Here is a 24,937-nt window from a genome sequence, read left to right as displayed (position 1 = left end):
TCACGCTCCCTTCTTCGCGTGGCGCTCGACCGGCTGGGTCACCCGGTCGAGCATCAGGCCCAGGCAGACGATCGCGGCACCGGCCACCAGACCGGTCGCCAGGTCGCCCTGGGCGAGCCCGAACACGACGTCGTAGCCGAGCGCTCCGCCGCCGACCAGGCCGCCGATGATGACGACGGCGAGGACGAGCACGACGCCCTGGTTGACCGCGAGCAGCAGGGCGCTGCGGGCCAACGGGAGCTGCACCTGGCGCAGTTGCTGCCCGCTGGTGGCGCCCAGTGAGCGCGCGGACTCCAGTGCGCCCTGGTCGACCTGGCGCAGGCCCTGCGCGGTGATGCGGACGACGGCGGGCAGCGCGTACACGACCGCCGCGGCGACGGCGGGCGCGCGGCCCACGCCGAACAGCGCCACCACCGGGATCAGATACACGAACTGCGGCATCGTCTGGAACACGTCCAGTACGGGCCGGAGCATCCGGTCCACGCGGGCGCTGCGCGCGGCCGCGACACCGGTCGCGACGCCCAGGACGAGGGTGACGGCGACGGCCGCGAGGACCTGCGACAGCGTGTCCAGCGACGGCTTCCACACGCCGAGGACACCGATCGCGGCCATGGCGACGACCGCGGTGAGCGCGGTGCGCCAGGTGCCGATCAGCCAGGCGAGCGCGGCGACGATCAGCAGGACGGACCACCAGGGCAGCCACTGCAGTCCGTCGCGGACCGGGTCGAGGATCCAGGTCGTGAAGTGGCCGGCCCAGTCGGCGGTGCCGCCGACGAGGGGCACGCCGGTGTAGAGGTGGTCGGTCATCCAGTCGACCGCGTTGTCGACGGGCTCGGCGATGGAGACGGTCCAGCCGCCGGGCCACTCGAGGCCGTCCGCGAAGCGTCCGGCGAGGGCGACGACGACGGTGAGGACGGCGGCGGCCGCCCAGCCGCGCCCGCCCCGCAGGGCGCCCTGCTCCGGCTCGGACGCGCCGAGCCGGGCGCCTGCCGCCCCCGTCGTACGGTCCAGGACCACGGCGAGCAGCACGATCGGGATGCCCGCGGCGAGGGCCGCGCCCACGTCGACCGAGGCGAGGGCCTGGTAGACGCGGTCACCGAGACCGCCCGCGCCGATCACCGAGGCGATCACGGCCATGGACAGAGCCATCATGATCGTCTGGTTGAGGCCGAGCAGCAGCTCCTTGCGGGCCAGCGGCAGCCGGGCAGTCAGCAGCCGCTGGCGGGCCGTGGCGCCGAGGGAGTCCACGGCCTCCATCACGCCCTCGTCGGCGCCGCGCAGCCCGAGCGCGGTGAGCCGGGCCATGGGCGGCGCGGCGTACACGACGGTGGCGAGGACGGCCGCGGGGACACCGATGCCGAAGACGAGGACGACCGGCAGCAGATACGCGAAGGCGGGCAGCACCTGCATGGTGTCGAGGACGGGCCGCAACGCGCGGTACGTACGGTCGGAGAGCCCCGCCGCGAGCCCGAGCAGCGCCCCGAGCGCCACGGAGGCGACCACCGCCACCACCATGAGCGCCAGCGTCTGCATAGTAGGCACCCACATGCCGAGCAGCCCGCAGACGAGGAAGGCGACGGCGGTGGAGAGGGCGAGCCGCACCCCGGCGACGCGCCAGGCGATGAGCCCGGCGGCGGCCGTGACACCGGCCCAGCCGACGGCGAGCAGTGCGAGATACACCGCGCGCACGGACAGGGTGACGGCGTTCGCGATGTGCCCGAAGAAGTACAGGAACAGCGGGTGGCTGTCGCGGTTGTCGATGATCCACTCGCTGGCCCTGCCGAGCGGCCCGGACAGGTCGACGGTCAGCGCGTCGGGCCAGGCTCCGCTCGCCCAGCGGGCGTCGACGATGGGCACGAGCACGGCCGCGACGACGGCGAGCAGCAGGAGCTTGCCGACGGCACGGTGCCGGAACAGGCCTCTGACGAGGCCCGCGATCCCCGTATGGGGAACGGGTGCGGTGGCGGTAGCCATATCAGGCCACCTCCTCGCCGGGAGCGGCCGGACGGCCGGGCTCATCCACCTGCCCCTCGCCGTGCTCACCCGTCCCGGCCACCACCTCGAGCAGCGCCTCGGAGTCGACGACCCCCACGCACCGCCCGTCGTCCATCACGCGCGCCGGGCACCCCGAGCGCGCGACGGCCTCGATGGCCTCCGACACGGTCGCCTCCGGCGCGACGGCCGGGCCGTGGCCCGCCTCGCCCGCGCCCGCGGGACGCATCGCGGTCCGCACGGTCATGACCTGCTCGCGCGGCACGTCCCGCACGAACTCCCGTACGTAGTCGTCGGCGGGCGACCCGACGATCTCCTCGGGCGTGCCGAGCTGCACGATGCGGCCGTCGCGCATCAGCGCGATGCGGTCGCCGAGGCGCAGCGCCTCGTTCAGATCGTGGGTGATGAAGACCATCGTGCGGCCCTCTTCGTCGTGCAGGCGGATGACCTCCTCCTGCATGTCGCGCCGGATCAGCGGGTCGAGCGCGCTGAACGGCTCGTCGAAGAGCAGCACCTCGGGATCGACGGCGAGCGCCCGCGCCAGGCCGACGCGCTGCTGCTGACCGCCGGAGAGCTGGCCCGGACGGCGCTGCTCCATGCCCTCGAGGCCGACCTTGGCGACGACCTCCTCGGCCTTCGCGCGGCGCTCGGCCTTCCCGACGCCCTGGATCTCCAGGCCGTACGCGACGTTGTCGAGCACGGACCGGTGCGGCAGCAGCCCGAAGTGCTGGAAGACCATGGCCGCCCGGTGCCGGCGCAGTTCGCGCAGCCGGGACTTGTCCATGCCGAGCACGTCCTCGCCCTCGATGGCGATCTTCCCGTACGTGGGCTCGATCAGCCGCGTCAGACAGCGGACGAGCGTGGACTTGCCGGAGCCCGACAGGCCCATGACGACGAAGACCTCGCCCTTGCGGACGTCGAAGCTCACGTCCCGGACGGCGGCGTTGCAGCCGGTGCGCTGCCGCAGTTCGGCCGGGGTGAGGGCGGCGAGCTCGGGGTCGGCGGGCACGCGCTCGGCCTTGGGGCCGAAGACCTTCCACAGACCGTCGACGGAGAAGACGGGAGCGTCGGCGGGCGACTCGGTGGTGGCGGGGGCAACCGCAGTCGTACTCATCACGCATCACCCCGCAGCAGCTCGGCGGCCTTCTCCCCGACCATGAGCACCCCGATCATCGGGTTGACCGCGGGCATCGTCGGGAAGACGGACGCGTCGGCGATCCGGATGCCGTCGAGGCCGCGGATGCGCAGCTCCGGGTCGACGACGGCGAGTTCGTCGTCGACGGCCCCCATGCGGCAGGTGCCCGCCGGGTGGTACACGGTGTGCGCGACCTTGCGCGCGTACTCGCTGAGCTCCTCGTCGCCGGTGATCTCCGGGCCGGGGCACACCTCGCGCTTCAGCCAGTTCGCGAGCGGTTCGGTCTTGGCGATCTCGCGGGCGATCTTGATGCCGTCGACGAGGGTGCGACCGTCGTAGTCGTCCTCGTCCGTGAAGTAGCGGAAGTCGAGCGCGGGCTTGACCTCCGGGTCGGCGCTGGTCAGGTAGATCCGGCCGCGGCTCTTGGGCTTGGGGATGTTCGGGGTCATCGAGACGCCGTGCTCGGGCCGTTCGTAGCCGAGGCGCTCCGGGTTGTCCGTGAAGGGGATCTGGTAGAAGTGGAACATCAGGTCAGGGCCCTGGTGTTCGGGATCGCGCCGCACGAAAAGACCGGCGTCGGAGTCCATCGCGGAGTTCTCCGGGATGGGCCCGTTCGTCTCCCACACGATGACGGACTCCGGGTGGTCGAGCAGGTTCTCGCCGACGCCCTGCAGATCGTGCACGACGGGTATGCCGAGCCGCTCCAGGTCCGCCTTCGGGCCCACGCCGGAGTGCATCAGCAGCCGCGGCGAGTCCACCGCGCCCGCACACAGCAGCACTTCGTGCTTCGCCTCGACGAGGATCTCCTCGCCGTCCTTGGTGCGGACGTGCACACCCGTCACGCGCGTGCCGTCGAACTCCAGCCTGCACGCCCAGGTCTCCAGCCAGATGTCGAGATTGGGCCGGTCGAGGAAGGGGTGCAGATACGCGACCGAGGCGCTCGACCGCTTGTTGTTCTCCGGGTGGTAGGCGAGGTCGAAGAAGCCGACGCCCTCGTCGAACGGCTTCTTGTTGAAGCCCTCGATGCGCGGAACGCCGAGCGCGGCCTGCGCGGCGTCGACGAAGTCGCGGGCGATCGCGTTCCGGTCCGTCTCGTCCACGGGAACGATGTTGTTGAGCAGCCGCGCGAAGTACGCCTCCATCTGCACGGCGCCCCAGCCCTTGGCGCCGGCCTGCTCCCACTCGTCCCAGTCGGACGGCAGCGGCTTGAAGGAGATGAGGGTGTTGTGCGAGGAGCAGCCGCCGAGGACACGGGCGCGGCTGTGCCGGATGTGCGAGTTGCCGCGCGGCTGCTCGGTCGTCGGGTAGTCGTAGTCCAGCTCTCCGCCGAGCAGTCCCATCCAGCGGCGCAGGGTGAGGACGTCGTCGCGGTCGACGTCGCTGGGGCCGCCCTCGACGACGGCGACGCGGACGTCGGGGTTCTCGGTCAGCCGGGACGCGATCACGGATCCCGCGGTGCCGCCGCCGATGACGACGTAGTCGTACTCAGACATGAATGTGTTGCTCCTCTGTCGTGCAAGGTGCTGCGCGTATGTGGTCAGCGCATATGTGGTTCGCGTGGTCGTACCGATGGACACGAAGACGGGCTCAGCCCGCGAACCACCGCACCGGGCGCGGGTCCAGGTTCTGGTAGACGTGCTTGCTCTCGCGGTACTCGGCGAGCCCGGAGGGCCCGAGTTCGCGGCCGACCCCGCTCTTGCCGAAGCCGCCCCACTCGGCCTGCGGAAGGTAGGGGTGGAAGTCGTTGATCCACACGGTGCCGTGCCGCAGACGGCCTGCGACGCGCCGGGCGCGTCCCGCGTCCGCGGTCCACACGGCGCCCGCGAGTCCGTACTCGGTGTCGTTGGCGAGGGCGACGGCCTCGTCCTCGGTGCGGAAGGTCTCGACGGTCAGCACAGGACCGAAGACCTCCTCGCGCACGACCCGCATCTCGCGGTGGCACTGGTCGAGGACGGTCGGCTCGTAGAAGTACCCGGTGGCGGGCCGGATATCGGACGGCTCGGGCCGCTGCCCACCGGTACGCAGGACCGCGCCCTCTTCCAGCGCGGAGGCCACGTAGCTCTCGGTCTTCGCGCGCTGCTGCTCGGATACGAGCGGTCCGCACTCGACGCCGTCCTCGGTGCCGCGGCCGAGCCGGATCTTCGCGGCCCGGCGGGCGAGTTCGGCGACGAAGCGCTCGCGCACCGACTCCTCGATGATGAGCCGGGAGCCCGCGGAGCACACCTGGCCGCTGTGGATGAAGGCGGCGTTGAGCGCCTGGTCGACGGCGGTGTCGAAGCCCTCGTCGGTCGCGCAGGCGTCGGCGAACACGACGTTGGGGTTCTTGCCGCCCAGCTCCAGGGCGACCTTCTTGACGCCGACAGCCGCGGCCTGCGCCACCTTCGTACCGCTGACAAGCCCGCCCGTGAACGACACCAGGTCGACGTCCGGATGCTCGGCGAGCCGCGCACCGACCGAATGGCCGGGGCCCGTCACGATGTTGGCCACCCCTGCGGGCAGCCCGGCCTCGGCGAGGAGGCCGATCAGCGCGATGGTCGTCATCGGCGTGATCTCGCTCGGCTTGACGACGAAGGTGTTGCCCGCGGCCAGCGCGGGCGCGATCTTCCAACTCGCCTGCAGCAGCGGGTAGTTCCAGGGCGTGATGAGCGCGCAGACGCCGACGGGCTCGTGCACGACGACACTGTGGACGGTGTCCGTCCCGGCGTCGACGACCCGGCCACCGCCCTCCGCCGCCACCAGGTCGGCGAAATAGACGAAGGCGTCGGCGACGCAGTCGATGTCGACGCGCCCCTCCTCCACCGTCTTGCCCGCGTCGCGGCTCTCCAGCAGGCCGAGCTCCTCGCGGTCGCGGCGCAGCAGCCCGGCGACCCGGCGCAGCAGCGCGGCCCGCTCGGCTACGGGCGTTCCGGGCCACGGCCCCTGGTCGAATGCGGCACGGGCGGCAGCGATGGCGGCGTCCGCGTCCTCAGCAGCACCCTCGGCGACCACCGTGAACGGCTTCGCGTCCGCGGGGTCGAGGATCTCTCGCGTGGCACCGGAGAGGGCGCTGCGCCACTCTCCGTCCACGTGAATGGTCTTCTGTGCTGACACTGACACGTCGTGCTTGCCTTCCGTTCGGACTCTGTGAGCCGTGACCGATATCGTCACTCTCTGCGACCGAGGGGCCTGCCCTGGAAATCAAGAAACATGCATATTCGATCGCGAAAGTGCGTCATGTCACTGCAAATGCAGCCAATGCGGCCCTACGCCTCTAGCGACCGTAATAGCTGCGCCGGAGCCCGCGGTCACTCATCGCAACCGCGAAACCTGCCCGGAGGCCCGGAAAGCATGCGTTTTCACTGACAAAAGTGCAGGGTGTCACTGCACAAGCGGGTTATTCAGGCGAAAAGTACGCTCAGTAGCCATGAATCCCTGAAGGTGATGCAATGCACAGAAATGCGGCGTCGGCGGACTATTTCACGGTCATTCCGAGGGCCGCTCCGGAAGAACGCAGCGGAGTTCTTCGGTGACGTCCGGTCAAGAAAGCGCTCAGGACAGTGGCTCGCCCAGCTCGATGGCGCGCAGCGCGGCCGCGAGCGCCTGTTCGTCGCCGATGTCCAGTGCGGTGTCGGTCAGCTTGATGACGTGTTCGTCGCCGTGCGCCAGGGCACGCTCGAGGACCTCTTCGGCGGTGATGCGGCCAGGTGGCACATAGGGCACGGGCTCGCTCGGCGCGTACATCGCCGTCACGGCCGCCGACGCCAGCCACGCCGCGTGGAGGCTCGGCGCCCACAGGGCGCGGGGCAGAGCGGGAAGGGCGCGCAGCACGGCACTGGGGGCCGTCGCCGCGTGGACCAGCATGATCTCGTCGCCGTGGCCATGGGTGGCGTAGCGATGGGTCGCGGCACGCACCAGCTCGGTGAGCCGCTGCCTGGCCGCGTCCGGGTCGGTCACCCCGCCGGCCCAGGCGGGCAGCCGCTCGACGAGTGCCAGCCGGGCGGGGAATCCGCCGCTCGGTTCATGGATCGCGGGCACGGCATCCAGCGCCTCGACGGCCTCACCGGCCTCATGGGCACCGGGCAACAGTTCGATGCCGGAGAGCGGATGGTGCCTGGCGGCCCAGTAGCCGAGCCCATGGGCGAGTTCGGCGAGACGCGGCGCGCTCTCCCCGCCCTCGACGAGCGAACGCACGGCGTGACCCACCCGGATCACGGGGTGGGTGGATCCCCCGCACATCCCGGGCAGCAGACGCGGCCACCACTCGGCGAGTACGCCCTTCCAGGAGCGCTGGCCGACGGCTCGCGTGAAGTAGGCGATCCAGTCGGCGACCCTGCGCGGATCGCCCAGCGCGGCAGGCCAGTTGGCGTCGGTCACGGGCTCCACAGCGCTGGGGAACTCCTCGAGCTTCGCCTCGTAGAGATCCAGCCAGCGGTGCACGGCACCCGACTGCCCATGCGCGGCGAGCGCCTCGACCACCATGGGAGCGTGGTTGGTGAGCCGCCCGAGCCGCTCGGGACCCGCGGCATGCAACCGCTCCAGAGCCTCCTCGAGCACACCACTCGAATCTCGTGTTGTGTCCATGCAAGCACGCTAGTCGGCCGTCGTACGGCTCCGTATCAGGCCCGGGACCGAGGCCTCGCCCTGACCAGGACCTACGACCGAGGACGGAGCGCGAATGCGCTGGGTGAGGAAGAGAGCCGCGCGGTCCAGTGCCTCGTCCGCCTCGTCCAGAACGCCGGCGAACGACTGGAACACGTGCGGCACGTCGGCGGTGATGTCCAGGATGACGTCCACTCCCACCTCCCTCGCATGCGCGGCAAGGCGTGTGGAGTCGTCCAGCAGGATCTCGTTGGTGCCCACCTGGATCAGCAGGGGAGGGAATCCGGTCAGGTCGGCGAGGACTGCCGGGCTGAGCAGGGGCTGGTGCGGGTCGGCTCCGGCGAGGTACATGGCCCCGGTGTGTTCGACGGCCTTTCGGGTGAAGATCGGGTCGATGCCTTCCTTGGTGTCCATGCTCTCGCCCGTGCGGGTGGCGTCGAGGCCGGGGGAGAACGCCACGATGGCGGCGGGCAGTGGGAGGCCCGCGTCACGGGCGGCGAGGCAGGTGGTGACGGTGAGGCCGCCGCCGGCGGAGTCGCCGGCGAACGCGATGGCCGAGGGGTCTCTGCCGCTGTCGAGGAGGGCGCGGTAGGCGCTCAGGGTGTCTTCGATCGCGGCCGGGTACGGGTGCTCGGGGGCAAGTCGGTAGTCCAGCGAGTGTGCCTCGAAGCCGGTCTTGGCCACGAGGTGTCCCGTCAGCGACAGGGCCGTCTCGGGGGAGCCGAACACAAAGCCGCCGCCGTGGAAGTACAGGATCGTCCCGGCGCGGGGCCCGTTGTCCGGCTCGACATGCAGTGCGGGTCGGTTGCCGAGCGTTGTCTGCGTGGTGCAGATGGCGTCGGGCACGATCATCTGGGCCATCAGCGCCTTGAATCCGGCGCGGAGCTCTTCGACCGACCGGGGGCCCTCGGGCCTCGGCTGTCGCAGCATCGCATCGACCTGGGCCCGTTGTTCCTTGCTCATGGCTGTACTCCTGCCGCAAGTAGCTTCCACTACACTATATGCCATGGAATCTAAATCGAGCGGTGGCGAGGTCGACCTCGCGGGCTTCTTCGCCGATCTGGTCCGATGCGAGACGCGTCTGTACAACGCCCTCAACGACCGTCTCCGTGAGCGGCACGGGATCGTCACCTCGCAGTTCGAGTTCCTGCGCTACCTGCGCGACCGCCCCGGATCTCGCGTGGCGGACCTCGCCGCCGAGTTCGCCGTCGGCATCGGGGCGACCAGCAAGGGCGTCGACCGTCTGGAGAAACAGGGATGGGTCGTCCGGCAGCCGAATCCATCCGATCGCCGGTCCTCTCTGCTGGCCCTGACCGACGACGGCTCACAGCTCGTCGACGCGGCGGAGAAGACATTCACCAACGGACTCGCCGCGCTGATCGGAGATACGCTCGACGGCTCCTCGGCCTCGGCCGCCGTCCGCGCCCTCTCGAAGCTGCGCTCCGTGCTCGAACGCAACCAGATCGGCATGCCCACAGGCTGACGGACATCACCTCGGTCCGGGCGGGCGGCGGCGCCCGGCCTGCACGGGTACGACGAACGGCCGGGAAGAGCTCATCGCTGCGGCCCCCTTACGCAGAACCCGCCTTCCGCGGCGCCCCCAGTGTCCGCGTCCTCTCATAGCGCAGGGACACATTGCCCGTCGTGCGGGCCGTGCCCACCGCCGTCAGCTGCCAGGCGTCGGCGGGGGCGGTGGCCGGGGGCGTGATACGCCAGCGCACGGTGAGGGACGCGCCGGCCGGCAGGCGAGAGGCGCCGGTCTCCGTCAGGGCCTGCACCTGCCAGCCCTCGGGCGCGGTCAGGGTCAGGCGGGCGTCCGTCCAGACGCGGGCCGAGGCGTTGCCGAGGACCGCTTCCAGGGTGAACTCCTCGCCGGCGTGGGCCCGCTCGGGCATACGGCCGATCCGTACACCGAAGGGCTTGCGACGGTAGTCGTCGACCCATGAGGAGCGGGCGGTGGCGACCAGCTCCGCGACCTTGCGGGGGTGCGTCGCGGCCAGGTCGCGGGTCTCCCCGAGGTCCGTGGAGAGGCGGTACAGCTCCGCGCTCCACTGCGCGTCGGGGGCCGTCCGGTCCTGACCGGGGGCGAAGCGGACCAGCTTCCACTCGTCCTGGCGCACGGCCTCGGCGACCCGGCGGATACGGCCCTTGTCCTCGGCGTTGGCGCGGCGCGTCGCCGCGGGGTCGTGGCGGTAGAAGTACAGCGCGTCGTGACGGGCGGCGGCCGCGGCGTCGCCGGTCAGCAGCGGGGCGGCCGACAGCCCGTCGATGTCGGTCGGGGCGGGCGCACCGGCCAGTTCGGCGAGCGTGGGCAGGAGATCGGTGAGCGGGGTCGGCCGGTCCGTCGTGCCCGCGGCGATACGGCCGGGGCCCCAGGCGATCAGCGGCGTGCGGATGCCGCCCTCGTACAGGTTCCGCTTGTAGCCGCGCAGCGGGCCGTTGGCGTCGAACAGGTCCGGGTCGACGCCGCCCTCCTCGTGCGGGCCGTTGTCGCTGGCCACGAGCACGACGGTGTCGCGGGCGATGCCCAGCGCGGTCAGCTTGTCGGTGACATGGCCGACGAGGGTGTCGAAGTACGTGACCTGCGCGGCGTGCCCCTTGTCCGCGTCCGGCCAGGGCTTGCCGGCGTACTCCCCGAAGTCCGGCACGACGCTCGGCGCATGCGGCACGGTGGGCGCCAGATACAGCAGGAACGGCTCGTCCGCGTGGCGCGCGATGAATTCGAGCGCGCGTGCCTGGATGAGATCGGGGCTGTACGTCCGCCCGTCCAGAGCCACCTTTTCGCCGTTGTGCCAGAGATACGCCGGGAAGTAGTCGTGGGCGTGGCGGTGGCCGATATAGCCGTAGAACTCCTCGAACCCGCGGGAGTTGGGGTGGCTGGGCTGACCGGCCTCCTCCGGGCCGAACCCCCACTTGCCGATGACGGCGGTGCGGTAGCCGCGGGCGCGCAGCACCTCGGCGAAGGTGGTGTCGGTCGCGGTGAGGGACCCCTGCGGCCCGTGGAACGGGTTCTGGCGTACTGTCGCATGGCCGCTGTGCAGACCGGTGAGCAGCGAGCAGCGCGAGGGGGCGCAGACCGGTGCCGGTGAGTAGGCCGAGGTGAAGCGAAGGCCCTCGGCGGCAAGCCGGTCGATCCGCGGGGTGCTGATGATCTTCTGACCGTACGCTCCGACCTCGCCGTACCCGAGATCGTCGGCGAGGATGACGACGAGGTTCGGGCGGCCCTCGCGGCGTGCGACGGCGGGCTTCGCGGAAGCAGGGGCGGGGCCGGTGCCGGAGTCCCCGCCGGTGGCGGTGTCCTTCCCCTCCGATGAGCACCCGGCCAGTGTGGCGAGCCCGAGGGTCGCGGCCGAACCGGCAAGAAATCTGCGGCGATCGGTCATGTTATTGATCATCCATGGCTCTGTGCCGTTACATCCATGCACACCGCATTGCAGTCCTGTGACAACCCCGTACGCGGAAGGCCTCGGTCCTGTAACGGACCGAGGCCTTCCGTCGGTGCTGGTCAGCGGTGGCGCGGCTCAGATGAGGCCGAGCGAACGGACCGCCTCGCGCTCCTCCTCGAGCTCCTTGACGGAGGCGTCGATGCGGGCGCGGGAGAACTCGTTGATGTCCAGGCCCTGGACGATCTCGTACTTGCCGTCCTTGGTGGTGACCGGGAAGGAGGAGATCAGGCCCTCCGGGACGCCGTAGGAGCCGTCCGACGGGATGCCCATGGAGGTCCAGTCGCCCTCGGCGGTGCCGTTGACCCAGGTGTGGACGTGGTCGATGGCGGCGTTGGCGGCGGAGGCGGCCGACGACGCGCCACGGGCCTCGATGATCGCGGCGCCGCGCTTGGCGACGGTCGGGATGAAGTCCTCGGCCAGCCACTTCTCGTCGTTCACGACCTCGGCGGCGTTCTTGCCGGCGACCGTGGCGTGGAAGATGTCCGGGTACTGGGTCGCGGAGTGGTTGCCCCAGATGGTCAGGCGCTTGATGTCGGCGACCGTGGTGCCCGTCTTCTTCGCGAGCTGGGTGAGCGCGCGGTTGTGGTCGAGGCGGGTCATCGCGGTGAAGCGCTCGGCCGGTACGTCCGGAGCGGCGGCCTGGGCGATGAGGGCGTTGGTGTTGGCCGGGTTGCCCACGACGAGGACCTTGATGTCGTCCGCGGCGTGGTCGTTGATGGCCTTGCCCTGGGGCTTGAAGATGCCGCCGTTGGCCGAGAGGAGGTCGCCGCGCTCCATGCCCTTGGTGCGGGGGCGGGCGCCGACGAGCAGGGCCACGTTCGCACCGTCGAAGGCGACGTTCGGGTCGTCCGAGATGTCGATGCCCTGGAGGAGCGGGAACGCGCAGTCGTCCAGCTCCATGGCGGTGCCCTCGGCGGCCTTCAGCGCCGGGGTGATCTCGAGCAGACGCAGCTTGACCGGCACGTCCGCGCCGAGCAGCTGACCGGAGGCGATGCGGAAGAGCAGCGCGTAGCCGATCTGGCCGGCCGCGCCGGTGACGGTGACATTCACGGGAGTGCGGGTCATGGCGATCTCCGTAGGACAGCGGTTTTTGATCGATCTCTTGGCATCAAGAGATCCATCGGTCAGGCTATCGCGCCCCGGGCGCGCTGGCCCCCCACACCCCTGTGGCCCGGCACACATACACCGATACGGGCACCTCTGCGACACGCCGCCGCACAGAGAAACGGCGGCCGCCTGCGCCCCGGGAGAGCTGGGCGATGGCGGCCGCCGTGGGGGTGCCGGAGGTGCGAGGGGTGTTTCCCTGACAGCACCGCACTCCCGTGGGGGTACTGTCCGCCTGCCCCGGACCGCGGCAGGCATGCCCCCATTCCCTGAACTCGTTCGGCTTACTTTCCGCGGACCTGCGCTGACGACGTCACGATGCGCCTCTCCGTGTGAAGTCTTCAGCGTGAAGTCCTAGTTGGTGCAGCCCTCCTGACCCGACTTCAGGGTGGCGCAGGCCTTCGCGTCGGTGGCGTCCTTGACGGCCACCATCGGTGTGTACGCGTCGGCGTCGGCGTCGACCGTGCCGTTCTGCTTGGCGGATCCGGACGTGATCTGGACCTTGTCGCCGGCGGCCGCCTGGGTGATGCGCGCCCAGGCCGCACCGCAGGTCTTGCTGTAGCGGACCTCGACGAGGGCCGTGCCCACCGTGACGCTGGTGGTGGTCCTGGCCAGTTCGCCGCCGCAGCCCATGACCTCCGGGTCCTTGCCCGCACAGCCCTTGCCGCTGCACTGGACGCCTTCCGGCAGGTTCGCGTTGCTGGTGGTCGGCGTCGCCGAGGGCGCCTTGGCTTCGCTGCCGCCCTTGCTGTCGTCGCCGGGATTGACGAGCAGGACGGCCGCCGCGATCACTATGAGCGCGCCCACGACGCCCGCGAGGAACATCGTCAGCTTGCGCCCCCGCCGCTGCCGGTCGGGCGAGCCGCCGGGGCCGGGCCCCGTGCCCACCGGGCCGCCGGGGTGCCCTGGCGGCGCGACGACGGAACCGCGGCCGTCTCCCGCCGCGACTCCCTCCACGTCAGGCGCGGAGGGCTGAGGCGGGACGCTGGGCGCCACCCCGGCGGGGCCGGCCACGCCCGCGACCGTGCCTGCCGCCCCGACAGTGGCGCTCTTCTGCGCCGTACGGCCGTTCTTGCTCTTGACCGGGGTCGGCCCGAACTCCCCGAGCGCGGCGCGCGCCTGGGATATCCGGATCGCCTCCATGGTCATGTCGTGGCGCATCTCGGAGCGGCTCCAGGCGCGCTCCGCGAGCTCCCACATGGTCGTCAGATGGATGGGATTGGTGCCGGTCACCTCGGCCAGCGCGACGATCGCGCCCTTGGGCGCGAGCAGCCGGCCGTTCAGATATCGCTCCCACGACGTTTTGCTGTAGCCCGTGCGGTCCGCCACCGCGGCGATGCTCAATCCGCTCCGGTCGACGAGCCTGCGCAGCTGGCTGGCAAACTCCCTGACCTGCGGATCGAGCTCCTGCGGCAGCTCCCTCCAACGAGGCATTGCTTCCCCCCTCTTACCCCCGAAACGTGCCCTGTCCCCCCGCACTCGCCCCGCCGGTGCTGCCTCTGCCCGGCCCTCGTTCTCACTACCCAGAGAGATGCGCCGGGCCGGGATCTCAGTTCCCGGAATGGGGGCGCACCGGAGCATTCGAGCCACCGGCGTGCACCGTTGCACTCCCGATGGTCTCCGGTCCAATTTTCCATCGGTACCCCGAACTAATGGACAAAATCCTTGTTCGAGTCGGGGACATCCTGGTGGACCCCGAGGGCCCACAAGGCGTCCGATTGCTCACGTTAGCGCCGCTGTCGTGAGCGATGGTCGTAAATCCTTGAACTTGTCGGCACATCGTCACACAGAATGCATGTGGGGCCGCAAGTGGGCCTGGGCGATCCACATTCGGGTGCCGCACCCGGACAAGCCGCCGCATGCGAACACCGTTGCGGAAGCGTCACTTCCGTGCCACAGCCACCAGGCATCCCTTGATCCTTCCTGTCGCGTCCATGACTCTGAGCGCAGGGACAGGCGTCCGTCCTCCCTCGGGGGAGGGGACGGACGCCGCCCGCGGAAAGGGATTTGGGAGCCGCGGGAGGAGCGAACCAGGAGCCGCGGAAGGAGCGGGCCGGGGACCGCAGGAGGCGCGGGCCGGGGACCGCAGGAGGCGCGGGCCGGGGACCGCAGGAGGAGGCTCAGACCTCGACACACTCCCTGGCACCTCGCGCCGGCAGCAGACAGACGCGGGTCCCCTGCGGGTCGCCGACCGGCGTCATCGTCGTGGAGACGTACTCGTCCTCGTCCTCCGGGCGAGCCCGGATCGCCTTCGCGGGGCCGCCTCGCACGGTCAGCTCCACCCGGTCTCCCCTGCGCAGATGCGACGCCCGCGCCCACACGGCCCGGCACACCGTGCCGTAGCGGATCTCCACCCGCTGCCCGCCGCCCGCGGTGTGCACGACCAGCGACTTCACCATGGCCGCCGCACCGCCGCACCCCATGGCCACGGGACTCTTGCCCTCGCACGTCCGCCCCGTGCAGCCAGGCATGTACGTGGCAGGGGCCGTGTCCTGCGCGGGCTCCCCCGGCGCCTTGCCTCCCCGCACCAGAGCCACGCCTGCTCCTGCCGCCGCAAGCGTCGCCGCCGCGACGACGGCGAGGAGTACGCCCTTCGGGCCCGGCCGCGGCCAGGCCCGCGACCGGGCCGGCGGGTCGGCGGAGTCCTGTGCCGCGGCCGTCCGCGGCTGCGCCGCCCCCTGATCCCGTGGGGCGGTCGTGCGGGCCCGGCCGCTCCACTCCGCGTCGGCGAGCTCCCAGAGCGCGATCAGACGTCCGGGCCGCTCGCCCGCAACCCGGCACAGCGCCTCGACCGCACCGCGCGGCACCGGCTGATCGCCGCCCAGATAGCGCGCCCAGGAGGACTTGCTGTAGGCCGTGCGTGCCGCGAGCCCGGCGAGGCTCAGCCCTGCGGACTCCCGCAACCTGCGCAGTTCACGGACGAGCTGGACGGCCTCGGGCGACGACTCGGGGGTGCTGTTCACTTGCGCAGCTCCCCCCAGGTGTCCGGTCCCACGATCCCGTCGGGGACCAGCCCTCGCTCCTTCTGGAACGCGACGACCGATTCCCTGGTCCGCTGCCCGTAGCGGCCGTCGGTCTCCCCCGGGTCCTGCCCGTGGTGGCGGAGCAGGCACTGCGCCTCGACGACGTCCCAGCCGGTGCTGTTGATGTCGAGCAACACCGCGCTGCTGGTGCCGTGGCCCGCGTACAGCTTGCCGTCCTCGCGGCTGACGTCGCAGGTGTAGGACTGGCCGAGCCGGTAGCCGCCAGGGACCGGCGCCGTCCCCGGGCGGGCGTCGGTGCTCGTCTCCCGCTGCCAGAGAACGCCGGTGGCGGCTCCGGCAAGGAAGGACACCGCCACGACGAGCGCGGCGGCGGCGAGAAGCCGACGCGGGAAGCGGGGGGCCGGCGCCTGAACGCGGTCTGCCCGAACGCCGTCGTCCGGTACGGCCGTCACCCCGGCGCCGGAGCCGCTGTCGTCACCGCCCGGCCCCGCGCCGCCGTCCCCGTCGGGCGCCGTGTCCTGCGTGGAGGACCGCGCACCGGCCGCCACCTCGTGCAGCACCAGGAGCCGCGTCGCGTCGGCGTCACACACCCGTGCGAGCTGCTCGACGGCGTCCCTCGGCACCGGCTTCTTGCCGTTGAGGTAGCGCTCCCACGACGAGCTGCTGTACGTGGTCTTGGCCGCCAGCGCGGCCAGGCTCAGACCGCTGCGGTCCTTCAGCCGTCGCAGCTGAACGACGAGCTGCCGCTCGCGGTGGTCGATCGCGTCAGGCAGTTCCTTCCAGCGCGCCATGTCACCCCCCGTGATTTCCCGGCGCGTACGCGCGTACGCACCCACGCACCTGATATTCCGTCAGATCTATGGACGAGTGCCCGCCCCCGAATCGGTTGCGGCTCAGTCGGCTCCGTTACCCGGCAGGGACCGGGCGCGGACCCGGGACGGACCCTGCAGAGTCCTGACAGAGGCCCGGCAAGGACGGTGCCCCTCGTCCCACACCCACGTCCTGGGACGGCGTGTCCCAGCAGGTCAGTGCCTGAGACGTCCAACGATCTCCCCGCTCCGACGGTCACGCTGGCAGTCCGCTGCGGGCTTCAGCAATCTCGGTTCCCAGACCGGGCGGCGCGGATCATCCGTCCGCCCCTGGCAGTCGAAACGGGAGGACCCCACCATGATCGCTCGCAAGCGCTTCGCCCTGGCCGCGGCCACCGTCGCCCTCGGCACCGGCCTCGCCCTCAGCGGCCCGGCCGCCGGAGCCACCACCCCGCAGAAGGCACCCGCCTCCGCCGGACAGGAGGCAGGAGCGCGGTACTCCTGCGGCTACTACAACGGGACGAAGCTCACCAAGGCCGGTCAGACCGGCGCCGCCGCAAAGCAGCGGATCAAGGAAGTGCAGTGCCTGATCAACTACAACACCTCCTACCCGACCTGGCTCGAGGCCGACGGCAAGTTCGGGCAGAAGACCTACACGGCCGTGAAGAAGGTCCAGCAGGAGGCCGGTATCTCCGTGGACGGCCAGGTGGGCCCGCACACGTGGGCGAAGCTGCGCGCGGGCGTGTGGTGGTGATCGGCGTCGGCGAGGCGTGAACGCGGCGGCCCGTCCTCTCCACGGGGAGAGGACGGGCCGCCGTCCGCTGACTTTTTCAGCTGACCGTGAAGTGCAACGTCTCGTCCAGGAACGGGATCTCCAGCACCGGATGCGGCTGCACCATCAGCGCGAGCAGCACGATGGCCACGCCCAGTACGCCGTAGGTCACCATGTCCGTGAAGCGCGAGCGCACCGCCAGCATGCCCACGGAGGGCAGCGTCCAGCGCATGACGGCGCCCGCGATCAGCGCGACGCCGATCACCATCGTGCCGATGCGGAACACGTCGAACGCGGTCAGCAGGAGGCCGAGACCGACCAACGCCAGCACGGAGAGCATGGGCCACTGGCGGGCGGGGGCCGGGGCGTCCCCGGAGGCCGCCCGGCCGCCGCCCTCAGGGCGGGCCGTGTCGTGCGTGAACAGGGGGAAGCGCCGCGAGGCGCGCCGCGGCCGCCCGCCTGGGCCGGGGGCACTGACCGCTCCCGGGGCAATCGGCTCGTCACCGTCTGCCGCGGGCCGGGCGACCGCGCCGGTCGGGGCGTCGGACCCGGAGTTCGCGTCGCGCACACGCTCACCGCCCTGCGCCGGCTCGGCGCGCAGTTCCCACTCCTCGCCCTGCGAACGCTCTGCAGCCGGATCAGACACGGCCGCCACGCCCGACGGCGCCACGGCCGACACCGGATCCACGCCCGACGGCTCCACGGCCGACGCCTGCTGGACGGCGGGCACCGCCTCAGCGACAGCCCCGGCAGACGCAGCAGACCCCGCAGCCCGCGTCACGTCCCCCGCGAGAAGAAACTCCGCGTCCCGCACCCGACCCGCGGCCGTCTCCGACGGCGCCTCCCGCACCCGGTCCTCGGCCGACGCGGGCTCCGCCGCCACCGGCCGGCCGGCATCGCGCGCCGACCGCCCAGCGTCCTCCACCGGCCGCCGGGCGGCCCGGTCCGGGTGCCCGGTGCCGGTGTCCTCGGCGGTCCGGGACTCGTCGCTCGCCTCTGCGTTCATGCGTCTGTCTGCCTCTGCGCTCGTCCGCTCGCCCTGCGTTCCGTTCCCAGGTGCCGCCACCCGTCGGTTCGACCGTACGGGACGGTCAGCCGGCGACGGAGCGTTCCGCGGCCTCCACGACGTTGACGAGGAGCTGGGCCCGGGTCATCGGGCCGACGCCGCCCGGGTTGGGCGAGAGCCAGCCGGCGACCTCGGCGACGCCCGGGTGGACGTCCCCGACGATCTTGCCGCTCTCGTCGCGGGAGACGCCGACGTCGAGGACGGCCGCGCCGGGCTTGACGTCCTCGGGCTTGATCAGGTGCGGCACACCGGCCGCGGCGACGATGATGTCCGCGCGCCGGAGGTGCGCGGACAGATCCCGCGTACCGGTGTGGCACTGCGTCACCGTCGCGTTCTCCGAGCGGCGCGTGAGCAGCAGCGGCATGGGCCGGCCGATGGTGACGCCGCGGCCGACGACGACCACCTCGGCGCCCTTGATCTCCACGCCGTGCTGGCGCAGCAGCCGGATGATGCCGTACGGGGTGCAGGGCAGCGGGGCCGGCTCGTTCAGGACGAGACGGCCGAGGTTCATCGGGTGCAGTCCGTCGGCGTCCTTGGCCGGGTCCATCAGCTCGAGGACGCGGTTCTCGTCGATGCCCTTGGGCAGCGGCAGCTGGATGATGTAGCCGGTGCAGGCGGGGTCGTCGTTGAGCTCGCGTACGACCGCCTCGATCTCCTCCTGGGTGGCGGAGGCGGGCAGTTCACGCTGGATGGAGGCGATGCCGACCTGGGCGCAGTCGCGGTGCTTGCCCGCGACGTACTTCTGGCTGCCCGGGTCGTCCCCGACCAGCAGCGTACCGAGGCCGGGCGTGACGCCCTTCTCCTTCAGGGCCGCGACACGGGCGGCCAGGTCGGACTTGATCGCGGCAGCGGTGGCCTTGCCATCGAGAATCTGGGCAGTCATGTCCCCATCCTCGCGGATGACAGGGTCCGGGTTCCAATCCGGGCCCCTCCCTTCCGGCCCTGACATCTCTCCGCTCCGGCCCCGGCACCTCCGAACACCGGTGAGCCGCACCTTTTCTCCATGATCGGCGAGATTGCACTTGCACAACACATGCGGAATGCGGCTGGACAACTACGCGACGGCTGAAGAACGATGAGCGACACAGTGCCGCGGACAGCGCCGGGGGGATGGACCGCTCTGTACAACCTTCCTCCGAGCGAGCCGCGTCGTCCCCGCGCTAGCAACGGAGGAAATACCGCCATGAGTTTCGGCGACCCGAACAATCCCTACGGGACCCCGCCCCAGCAGCAGCCGCAGCCCGGCTACGGCTATCCCCAGCAGGCTCCCCAGGGTGTCCCGCCCCAGCAGGGCTACGGCGGTTACCCGGCGGCCCCGCCGGTGCAGCAGCCGTACGGCGCCGGCTACGCCGCCGCGCCCGTGACGATGCCCGGCGGCATCAAGGCCGCGCGCATCATCCTGTGGGTGCTGGTCGCTCTCCAGATCGCCAGCGCCATCTACGCCCTCACGCAGCTCGGTGCCATCGACGACGCGGTGAGCTCCGCGGGCCTGTCCAGCTCCGACACCGACACCATCTCCAGCATCGGCAAGGGCGTCGTGGTGTTCGTCGCGGTCCTGGCCTTCGTCTTCGCCGCGCTCGGCGCCGTGCTGGCGCTGAAGTTCGGCAACGGCGCCAACGGCACGCGCGTGTGCGCGATCATCTACGGCTCGTTCGTCATCGTGGGTGGCCTCTTCCAGCTGCCGATCGGCATTCTGACGCTGATCGCCGGCATCCTGATCGTCGTGTTCGTGGCCAAGTCCGACGGCGCCGCCTGGTTCAAGCGCCCGCGCTACTGAGCCGCACGCGCCACTGAGCCACAGGGACCGAGTCGCCCCTGGCACCCGGAAGGGGCCCCGCGTCGCGTGACGCGGGGCCCCTTCGCCGTATGTGGTGCCCTGACCCTTAGTGGAAGAAGTGCCGCGTACCCGTGAAGTACATCGTCACGCCCGCCTTCTGCGCGGCCTCGACGACCAGCTCGTCGCGGACCGAACCGCCGGGCTGGACAACGGCCTTGACGCCCGCCTCGGTGAGGATCTCCAGGCCGTCGGGGAACGGGAAGAACGCGTCCGACGCGGCGTACGAGCCCTGGGCCCGCTCTGCGCCGGCCCGCTCGACGGCGAGCTTCGCGGAGTCGACGCGGTTGACCTGGCCCATGCCGACGCCGACGGATGCGCCGTCCTTGGCGAGCAGGATCGCGTTGGACTTCACCGCGCGGCAGGCCCGCCAGGCGAAGGCCAGTTCGGCGAGCTCGGCCTCGGACAGCTCCTCACCGGTGGCGAGGGTCCAGGTGGCCGGGTCGTCGCCGTCGGCCTGGAGCCGGTCGGTGACCTGCAGCAGCGCGCCGCCGTCGACGTGCTTGATCTCGACCGGGTTGGCCGGGGAGCCCTCCGCGCGCAGGACGCGGATGTTCTTCTTCTTGGTGAGGGCCTCGAGCGCGCCGTCCTCGTACCCGGGCGCGACGATGACCTCGGTGAAGATCTCGGCGACCTGCTCGGCCATCTCCTTGGACACCGGCCGGTTCACGGCGATCACGCCGCCGAACGCGGACAGCGGGTCGCAGGCGTGCGCCTTGCGGTGCGCCTCGGCGACGTCCGCGCCGATCGCGATGCCGCAGGGGTTGGCGTGCTTGATGATCGCGACGCAGGGCTCGTCGTGGTCGTACGCGGCACGGCGCGCGGCGTCCGTGTCCGTGTAGTTGTTGTACGACATCTCCTTGCCGTGCAGCTGCTCGGCCTCGGCGAGACCGCCCGTGCCGTCCACGTACAGCGCGGCTTCCTGGTGCGGGTTCTCGCCGTAGCGCAGGGTGTTCTTGCGCTCGAAGGTGGCACCGAGGAAGTCGGGGAAGCGGGACTCGTCGACCGGCGCGTACTCGGACGCGAACCAGGAGGCGACCGCGACGTCGTACGCGGCCGTGTGCTGGAACGCTTCAGCAGCGAGCCGCTTGCGGGCGCCCAGGTCGAAGCCGCCGTCGCGGACGGCGGCGAGCACGTCGCCGTACCGCTCGGGGCTGGTGACCACGGCCACGGACGGGTGGTTCTTGGCGGCGGCGCGGACCATGGACGGGCCGCCGATGTCGATCTGCTCGACGCACTCGTCGGGCGAGGCGCCGGAGGCGACGGTCTCGCGGAACGGGTAGAGGTTGACGATCACCAGCTGGAACGGCTCCACGCCCAGCTCGGCGAGCTGCCGCTGGTGGTCCTCGAGCCGCAGGTCGGCGAGGATCCCGGCGTGCACGCGCGGGTGCAGCGTCTTGACCCGGCCGTCGAGGCACTCGGGGAAGCCCGTCAGCTCCTCGACCTTGGTGACCGGAACCCCGGCCGCGGCGATCTTCGCCGCGGTCGACCCGGTCGAGACGAGCTCGACGCCCGCCTCGTGCAGCCCGCGCGCGAGCTCCTCCAGCCCCGTCTTGTCGTAGACGCTGACCAGCGCCCGGCGGATGGCCCGCTTCGTGTCCTGGGTCCCCTGCGTACCTTCGGCGGTCACGGGATAACTACCTTTCGTCCCTCAATGCGAAAGCCGTCGCGGGCCAGACGCCCCACGGCCTCGACGAGCAGCCTTCGCTCGACTTCCTTGATGCGCTCGTGCAGAGCGCTCTCGTCGTCCTCGTCCCGGATCTCGACCACGCCCTGAGCGATGATCGGGCCGGTGTCGACGCCGTCGTCGACGAAGTGGACGGTGCATCCGGTGACCTTGACGCCGTGCGCGAGGGCGTCGCGCACACCGTGGGCTCCGGGAAAACTGGGCAGCAGCGCGGGATGGGTGTTCACGAACCGGCCACCGAACGCCGCGAGGAACTCCTTCCCCACGATCTTCATGAATCCGGCGGAGACCACGAGATCCGGCTCGTACGCGGCGACGGCCTCGGTGAGCGCCGCGTCCCACGCCTCCCGGCCCTCGTAGTCCTTCACCTTCCGCACGAATGTCGGCAGGCCGGCGCGTTCGGCGCGTTCGAGCCCGGCGATGGAGTCGCGGTCGGCGCCGACGGCGACGACCTCCGCCCCATAAGCCTCCGCTCCCTGCGCCGCGATGGCATCGAGCAGAGCCTGCAGATTCGTACCTGATCCGGAGACCAGCACGACGAGGCGCTTGGCGGCCACGGCGGGGCCCTTTCTCACAGGAGCTGTCTTTGTACGGTCGTACGAAAGCTTCGCGTCCCTCGATACGGGGAACTCTACGAAGCGGCCGACCGTCAGCAACGATACCGGCACATGGGGCGGCCCCCGGGGGACGGGGGCGTGGCCGGAAGGTAGCGTCTGGGGAGGATCCGCACCCCGACACGCCGCAGGGCGCCCAGGGACCGGGTAAGACGCCCGGAAGAACTGCCACCAGATCGACGCAAGATCGACCAAGGGGAAGACGCACACCTGATGCCGGACCTGATGCCGGGCCGAAGCCTCCGCCTCCCGCTGTCCATCGCGTACGGGCTCACGCAGGGACCCTCTGCCTACGGGTTCGCGACGGGAGGGGAGCGGCACGGCTCGACGCTGCTGCGGGATCGCCGGCCCACCCCGCCGCCGGCCTCGCCGGAGGGCGGGGACGCGAAGGGCTCACAGGGCGCCGGCCAGAAGCCCGCACAGGACGACAATCCCTTCGCGCCACCGGCAGAGGGCACGCCGGACCGCCCGTGGCAGCCCCGCCACAACCCGAACGGGCAGGACTCGAGCCAGAAGGACTCCGGGCGCTCCCCGTGGGGCCGCCAGTGGAGCGACCAGCAGCCGGGCCGCTCCCCCGGCGGGTTCGGCGAGCGGCCCGGCGGCCAGGGCGGCGGCCCCGAGGGCCCGTCCGGCATGCGCTGGGACCCCACGGACCCCGTACAGCGCCGCGCCCGCTACGCGCTGCTCTCCGGCATGTGGGCCTTCTTCTTCGCGCTTTTCAGCTGGCCGTACGTGGCACTGCTGCTCGGCGTGCTGGCGCTGTACTGGGGGATCAGCTCCCTGCGCGCCAAGCCGCGCACCCCGGACCCGACGGCTCCGGCACCGGCACCGGGGCCCGCCGCCGGCCCGAAGCCGCAGACGACGGCGGCGATCAGCGGTCTGGTGACGGGGGCGCTGGCGCTGGCCATGGTGGCGGCGATGTTCGCGGCGCAGGTCGTGTACCGGGACTACTACACGTGCGTGAGCGATGCCCTCACGAACTCTGCGAAGCAGTCGTGCGAGCGGTTGCTGCCGGAACAGGTCCGGCCGCTGCTGGGGACGCGGGGCTGAGCCCCGCGGGGCTGCCGCAAAGGCGGTACCGGCCACCGGCCGGAAGCCGCGTACGTGCCGAAGGGGACGTGGCGCCCAGCCCCCACCGTCCCGAAGGCGCCGTCAACGGGACCCATCCGGAGGCGGCGACGGCGCCCCCGAGGCCCACGCGGAATCGTCGTACCAGACCGGCTCCCCCTCCTCCACGGGCAGAAAGTCGTACGGCTCGAACTCCGCACCCTCCGCGGCGCCCTCGCCCCCCGGCACCCTCCGCCCCCACCGCGGCATCCGCGCCCGCGGCATCCGCACCCGCGGCATCCGCGCCCGCGGCATCCGCACCCGCGCAACCCAACCCCACGGCGCTCGCCAGACCCTTCGCCACCGGCTCCCGGCCGAAGCCGTCCTCGGCGGTCGCGTTCGCCACGCCCGCAGGCCCAGCCCCACCGGCACCCCCACTCCGGCAGTCCACACCACCCCCGCCGCCCCCACCTGCCACCACACGGGCCCGAACTCGGCCAGCTCATTCACCCCCATCGGCCCTCCGGCCAGGGCGGCCAGCCCCGCCATGGCCACTCCGCAAAGCCCCGAGGCACCCATGACGGTCAGCACCGTCCACCCCGGGGGCCCCGCGTCGCCCCGTTCCCCCTTCGCAGGCGCAGCCGCCCCCACCGTGAACCAGGCGACCGTGACACCGGCGGCCACCGGCACCAGCACGACCGCCCAGGCCAGCAGGGTCCCGACCAGCCCGGCGAGTCCGGCCGCTCCCCCGGGCGACTCGCGCGGCACCGCGGCCAGCAGCGGAAACGGCGGCAGCAACGCCTGCACACCGGTGGAACCAGCCGAACCAGGCGAACCGGCAGGACCAGCCGGACCGGCAGGTCCGGCCAAGAAGCCCACCGTGCCCACCAAGCCCACCGGCAGCGGCGCCACGACGTTCCCGGCGCCGAGCACGAACCCCGGCCCCAGCCCGTACGCCGCCCCCCACACCGCGGCGTTCGGCATCAGCGCGGCCACCAGCAGCAGCACCGCGAACCGCCCGGACCATACGTCCGTGAGCTGCAGGAACGAGTCCCGGGTCGCACCCGCGTGCCATCCCAGCGACAGGGCGACGACCAGTGCGCCACCGCCGACGAGCACCACCGTCGCGGCGGTGGCGGCGCGCGCGGCGACCGCGATCCCCGACCGGTTCGCTGCCGCCGCACCGGCATCGGGAAGAGCACCGTCGACGGCCCGCCGCACAGCCTCCCGGGGCAGCCCCAGCAGGCCCAGCGCCCGGCACGCAGCAGCCCTCAAAGGCCCGCGGGGACGGCCACACGCGGTCCAGACCCCGGCCCCACTCGCCACCCCGACCAGCGCAGGAAGGCGGAGGGCGAGACCCACCCACGACGGACGCAGTTCCCCGCCCGCCGCATACACGGCGACGCCCGCACCGACCAGCAGGTATCCGACAACGACACCGCACCATGCGACCAGCAGCCGCACCCTCGCCGTCCGCGCCGGCTGGCGCGCCTGCTGCCGCACCGCCTGCCGCACCGGCTGCACCTCCACCGCATCCTGCTCCGCCGCATCCCGCGCCGCCCGGTGCACCAGCCACACCGGCAGGACGAGCAGCAGCAGCGGCGTGACGCCCACCGGCGCGGGCACCCCCGAGAGCGTGTCGGTCCTGACCAGTTCCACGCCGTGCGCGAGCAGCCACAGCGCGGCGGCGACATGCAGCGCTCCACCGGGCCCGCTGTCCGGATAAGGGGAGGTGATCCACAACAACGTGACGATCACCGCGAGCGAACCCAGGCTCAGCCCCGCCGCAAGGGCACCGCCCAGGAGAGCCCCGCCCAGGCTCGCGGGAAAGCGCTCGAGCACCCGGGAGAGCGCCGAAGAGGAAGACAA

The 24,937-nt window shown here is 71.7% G+C and carries 20 protein-coding genes; 4 read left to right on the top strand and 16 right to left on the bottom strand.

The features are described from left to right. The 6 genes from ACWD4J_RS31010 to ACWD4J_RS30985 form a co-directional block, all read right to left on the bottom strand. Entirely contained in the window at positions 1–1,974 is a 1,974-nt protein-coding gene (locus ACWD4J_RS31010) for an ABC transporter permease (protein WP_451398769.1), read from the bottom strand. Position 1,975: 1 nt separating this feature from the next. Beyond that, on the bottom strand, positions 1,976–3,106 hold the full coding sequence (locus tag ACWD4J_RS31005) for a quaternary amine ABC transporter ATP-binding protein (RefSeq protein ID WP_451398768.1): 1,131 nt from the start codon (positions 3,104–3,106) through the stop codon (positions 1,976–1,978). Beyond that, on the bottom strand, positions 3,106–4,620 hold the full coding sequence (locus ACWD4J_RS31000) for a GMC family oxidoreductase (protein ID WP_451398767.1): 1,515 nt from the start codon (positions 4,618–4,620) through the stop codon (positions 3,106–3,108). The genes ACWD4J_RS31005 and ACWD4J_RS31000 overlap by 1 nt, the downstream gene beginning before the upstream one ends. Before the next feature lie 94 nt (positions 4,621–4,714). After that, positions 4,715–6,217 (bottom strand): aldehyde dehydrogenase family protein, encoded by a 1,503-nt coding sequence (locus ACWD4J_RS30995; protein WP_451398766.1) that lies wholly within the window; start codon positions 6,215–6,217, stop codon positions 4,715–4,717. Between the two features lie 438 nt (positions 6,218–6,655). Then, complete coding sequence (locus tag ACWD4J_RS30990; RefSeq protein ID WP_451398765.1) at positions 6,656–7,687, bottom strand: questin oxidase family protein; 1,032 nt, start codon at positions 7,685–7,687, stop codon at positions 6,656–6,658. A gap of 9 nt (positions 7,688–7,696) precedes the next feature. Next, positions 7,697–8,668: an alpha/beta hydrolase gene (locus ACWD4J_RS30985; protein WP_451398764.1), complete on the bottom strand. Its 972-nt coding sequence runs from the start codon at positions 8,666–8,668 to the stop codon at positions 7,697–7,699. A gap of 43 nt (positions 8,669–8,711) precedes the next feature. On the opposite strand from ACWD4J_RS30985, the gene ACWD4J_RS30980 reads away from it, so the two are divergent. After that, a complete protein-coding gene (locus ACWD4J_RS30980; RefSeq protein ID WP_451398763.1) occupies positions 8,712–9,188 on the top strand; it encodes a MarR family winged helix-turn-helix transcriptional regulator in 477 nt (158 codons plus the stop codon). A gap of 88 nt (positions 9,189–9,276) precedes the next feature. On the opposite strand, the gene ACWD4J_RS30975 is transcribed toward ACWD4J_RS30980, so the two are convergent. The 5 genes from ACWD4J_RS30975 to ACWD4J_RS30955 form a co-directional block, all read right to left on the bottom strand. After that, positions 9,277–11,088, bottom strand: a complete 1,812-nt coding sequence (locus ACWD4J_RS30975; RefSeq protein WP_451398762.1) for a sulfatase-like hydrolase/transferase — start codon at positions 11,086–11,088, stop codon at positions 9,277–9,279. A gap of 138 nt (positions 11,089–11,226) precedes the next feature. Next, on the bottom strand, positions 11,227–12,216 hold the full coding sequence (locus tag ACWD4J_RS30970) for a malate dehydrogenase (RefSeq protein ID WP_451398761.1): 990 nt from the start codon (positions 12,214–12,216) through the stop codon (positions 11,227–11,229). A 393-nt stretch (positions 12,217–12,609) separates the two neighbouring features. Continuing rightward, positions 12,610–13,689, bottom strand: coding sequence for an XRE family transcriptional regulator (locus tag ACWD4J_RS30965; protein ID WP_451398760.1), 1,080 nt, complete (start codon positions 13,687–13,689; stop codon positions 12,610–12,612). Positions 13,690–14,375: 686 nt separating this feature from the next. Continuing rightward, complete coding sequence (locus ACWD4J_RS30960; protein WP_451398759.1) at positions 14,376–15,218, bottom strand: helix-turn-helix domain-containing protein; 843 nt, start codon at positions 15,216–15,218, stop codon at positions 14,376–14,378. After that, on the bottom strand, positions 15,215–16,030 hold the full coding sequence (locus tag ACWD4J_RS30955) for a helix-turn-helix domain-containing protein (RefSeq protein WP_451398758.1): 816 nt from the start codon (positions 16,028–16,030) through the stop codon (positions 15,215–15,217). The genes ACWD4J_RS30960 and ACWD4J_RS30955 overlap by 4 nt, the downstream gene beginning before the upstream one ends. 376 nt (positions 16,031–16,406) lie before the next feature. Between ACWD4J_RS30955 and ACWD4J_RS30950 the strand changes: the two genes are divergently transcribed. Then, positions 16,407–16,802, top strand: coding sequence for a peptidoglycan-binding domain-containing protein (locus ACWD4J_RS30950; protein ID WP_451398757.1), 396 nt, complete (start codon positions 16,407–16,409; stop codon positions 16,800–16,802). Between the two features lie 76 nt (positions 16,803–16,878). Here the strand turns inward: ACWD4J_RS30950 and ACWD4J_RS30945 are convergent, their stop codons facing one another. Further along, entirely contained in the window at positions 16,879–17,313 is a 435-nt protein-coding gene (locus ACWD4J_RS30945) for a DUF3017 domain-containing protein (RefSeq protein ID WP_451398815.1), read from the bottom strand. 598 nt (positions 17,314–17,911) lie between these two features. Further along, on the bottom strand, positions 17,912–18,769 hold the full coding sequence (locus tag ACWD4J_RS30940; protein ID WP_451398756.1) for a bifunctional methylenetetrahydrofolate dehydrogenase/methenyltetrahydrofolate cyclohydrolase: 858 nt from the start codon (positions 18,767–18,769) through the stop codon (positions 17,912–17,914). A gap of 300 nt (positions 18,770–19,069) precedes the next feature. Here ACWD4J_RS30940 and ACWD4J_RS30935 point away from each other — a divergent pair, with 300 nt between their 5' ends. Beyond that, on the top strand, positions 19,070–19,663 hold the full coding sequence (locus ACWD4J_RS30935) for a hypothetical protein (protein ID WP_451398755.1): 594 nt from the start codon (positions 19,070–19,072) through the stop codon (positions 19,661–19,663). Positions 19,664–19,769: 106 nt separating this feature from the next. Here ACWD4J_RS30935 and purH read toward each other — a convergent pair whose 3' ends face one another. Both purH and purN read right to left on the bottom strand, forming a co-directional pair. After that, entirely contained in the window at positions 19,770–21,350 is a 1,581-nt protein-coding gene (gene purH, locus ACWD4J_RS30930) for a bifunctional phosphoribosylaminoimidazolecarboxamide formyltransferase/IMP cyclohydrolase (protein WP_451398754.1), read from the bottom strand. After that, positions 21,347–21,964 carry a phosphoribosylglycinamide formyltransferase gene (gene purN, locus ACWD4J_RS30925; protein WP_451398753.1) on the bottom strand — a complete coding sequence of 206 codons (618 nt, stop codon included), beginning with the start codon at positions 21,962–21,964 and terminating at the stop codon, positions 21,347–21,349. The genes purH and purN overlap by 4 nt, the downstream gene beginning before the upstream one ends. A 282-nt stretch (positions 21,965–22,246) precedes the next feature. Between purN and ACWD4J_RS30920 the strand changes: the two genes are divergently transcribed. Then, entirely contained in the window at positions 22,247–23,071 is an 825-nt protein-coding gene (locus tag ACWD4J_RS30920) for a hypothetical protein (RefSeq protein WP_451398814.1), read from the top strand. A gap of 102 nt (positions 23,072–23,173) precedes the next feature. On the opposite strand, the gene ACWD4J_RS30915 is transcribed toward ACWD4J_RS30920, so the two are convergent. Next, positions 23,174–24,937, bottom strand: a complete 1,764-nt coding sequence (locus ACWD4J_RS30915; protein WP_451398752.1) for a cell division protein PerM — start codon at positions 24,935–24,937, stop codon at positions 23,174–23,176.

The sequence above is a fragment of the Streptomyces sp. NPDC002577 genome (assembly GCF_053594815.1).
Note: the sequence above shows the minus strand (reverse complement) of the source record. Positions and strands in the feature narration are given on the sequence as shown.

Coding starts and splice junctions, on each gene's coding strand:
- ACWD4J_RS31010 (WP_451398769.1), bottom strand. CDS start 1,974: ATGGCTACCGCCACCGCACCCGTTCCCCATACGGGGATCGCGGGCCTC.
- ACWD4J_RS31005 (WP_451398768.1), bottom strand. CDS start 3,106: ATGAGTACGACTGCGGTTGCCCCCGCCACCACCGAGTCGCCCGCCGAC.
- ACWD4J_RS31000 (WP_451398767.1), bottom strand. CDS start 4,620: ATGTCTGAGTACGACTACGTCGTCATCGGCGGCGGCACCGCGGGATCC.
- ACWD4J_RS30990 (WP_451398765.1), bottom strand. CDS start 7,687: ATGGACACAACACGAGATTCGAGTGGTGTGCTCGAGGAGGCTCTGGAG.
- ACWD4J_RS30985 (WP_451398764.1), bottom strand. CDS start 8,668: ATGAGCAAGGAACAACGGGCCCAGGTCGATGCGATGCTGCGACAGCCG.
- ACWD4J_RS30980 (WP_451398763.1), top strand. CDS start 8,712: ATGGAATCTAAATCGAGCGGTGGCGAGGTCGACCTCGCGGGCTTCTTC.
- ACWD4J_RS30975 (WP_451398762.1), bottom strand. CDS start 11,088: ATGACCGATCGCCGCAGATTTCTTGCCGGTTCGGCCGCGACCCTCGGG.
- ACWD4J_RS30970 (WP_451398761.1), bottom strand. CDS start 12,216: ATGACCCGCACTCCCGTGAATGTCACCGTCACCGGCGCGGCCGGCCAG.
- ACWD4J_RS30965 (WP_451398760.1), bottom strand. CDS start 13,689: ATGCCTCGTTGGAGGGAGCTGCCGCAGGAGCTCGATCCGCAGGTCAGG.
- ACWD4J_RS30955 (WP_451398758.1), bottom strand. CDS start 16,030: ATGGCGCGCTGGAAGGAACTGCCTGACGCGATCGACCACCGCGAGCGG.
- ACWD4J_RS30950 (WP_451398757.1), top strand. CDS start 16,407: ATGATCGCTCGCAAGCGCTTCGCCCTGGCCGCGGCCACCGTCGCCCTC.
- ACWD4J_RS30940 (WP_451398756.1), bottom strand. CDS start 18,769: ATGACTGCCCAGATTCTCGATGGCAAGGCCACCGCTGCCGCGATCAAG.
- ACWD4J_RS30935 (WP_451398755.1), top strand. CDS start 19,070: ATGAGTTTCGGCGACCCGAACAATCCCTACGGGACCCCGCCCCAGCAG.
- ACWD4J_RS30920 (WP_451398814.1), top strand. CDS start 22,247: ATGCCGGGCCGAAGCCTCCGCCTCCCGCTGTCCATCGCGTACGGGCTC.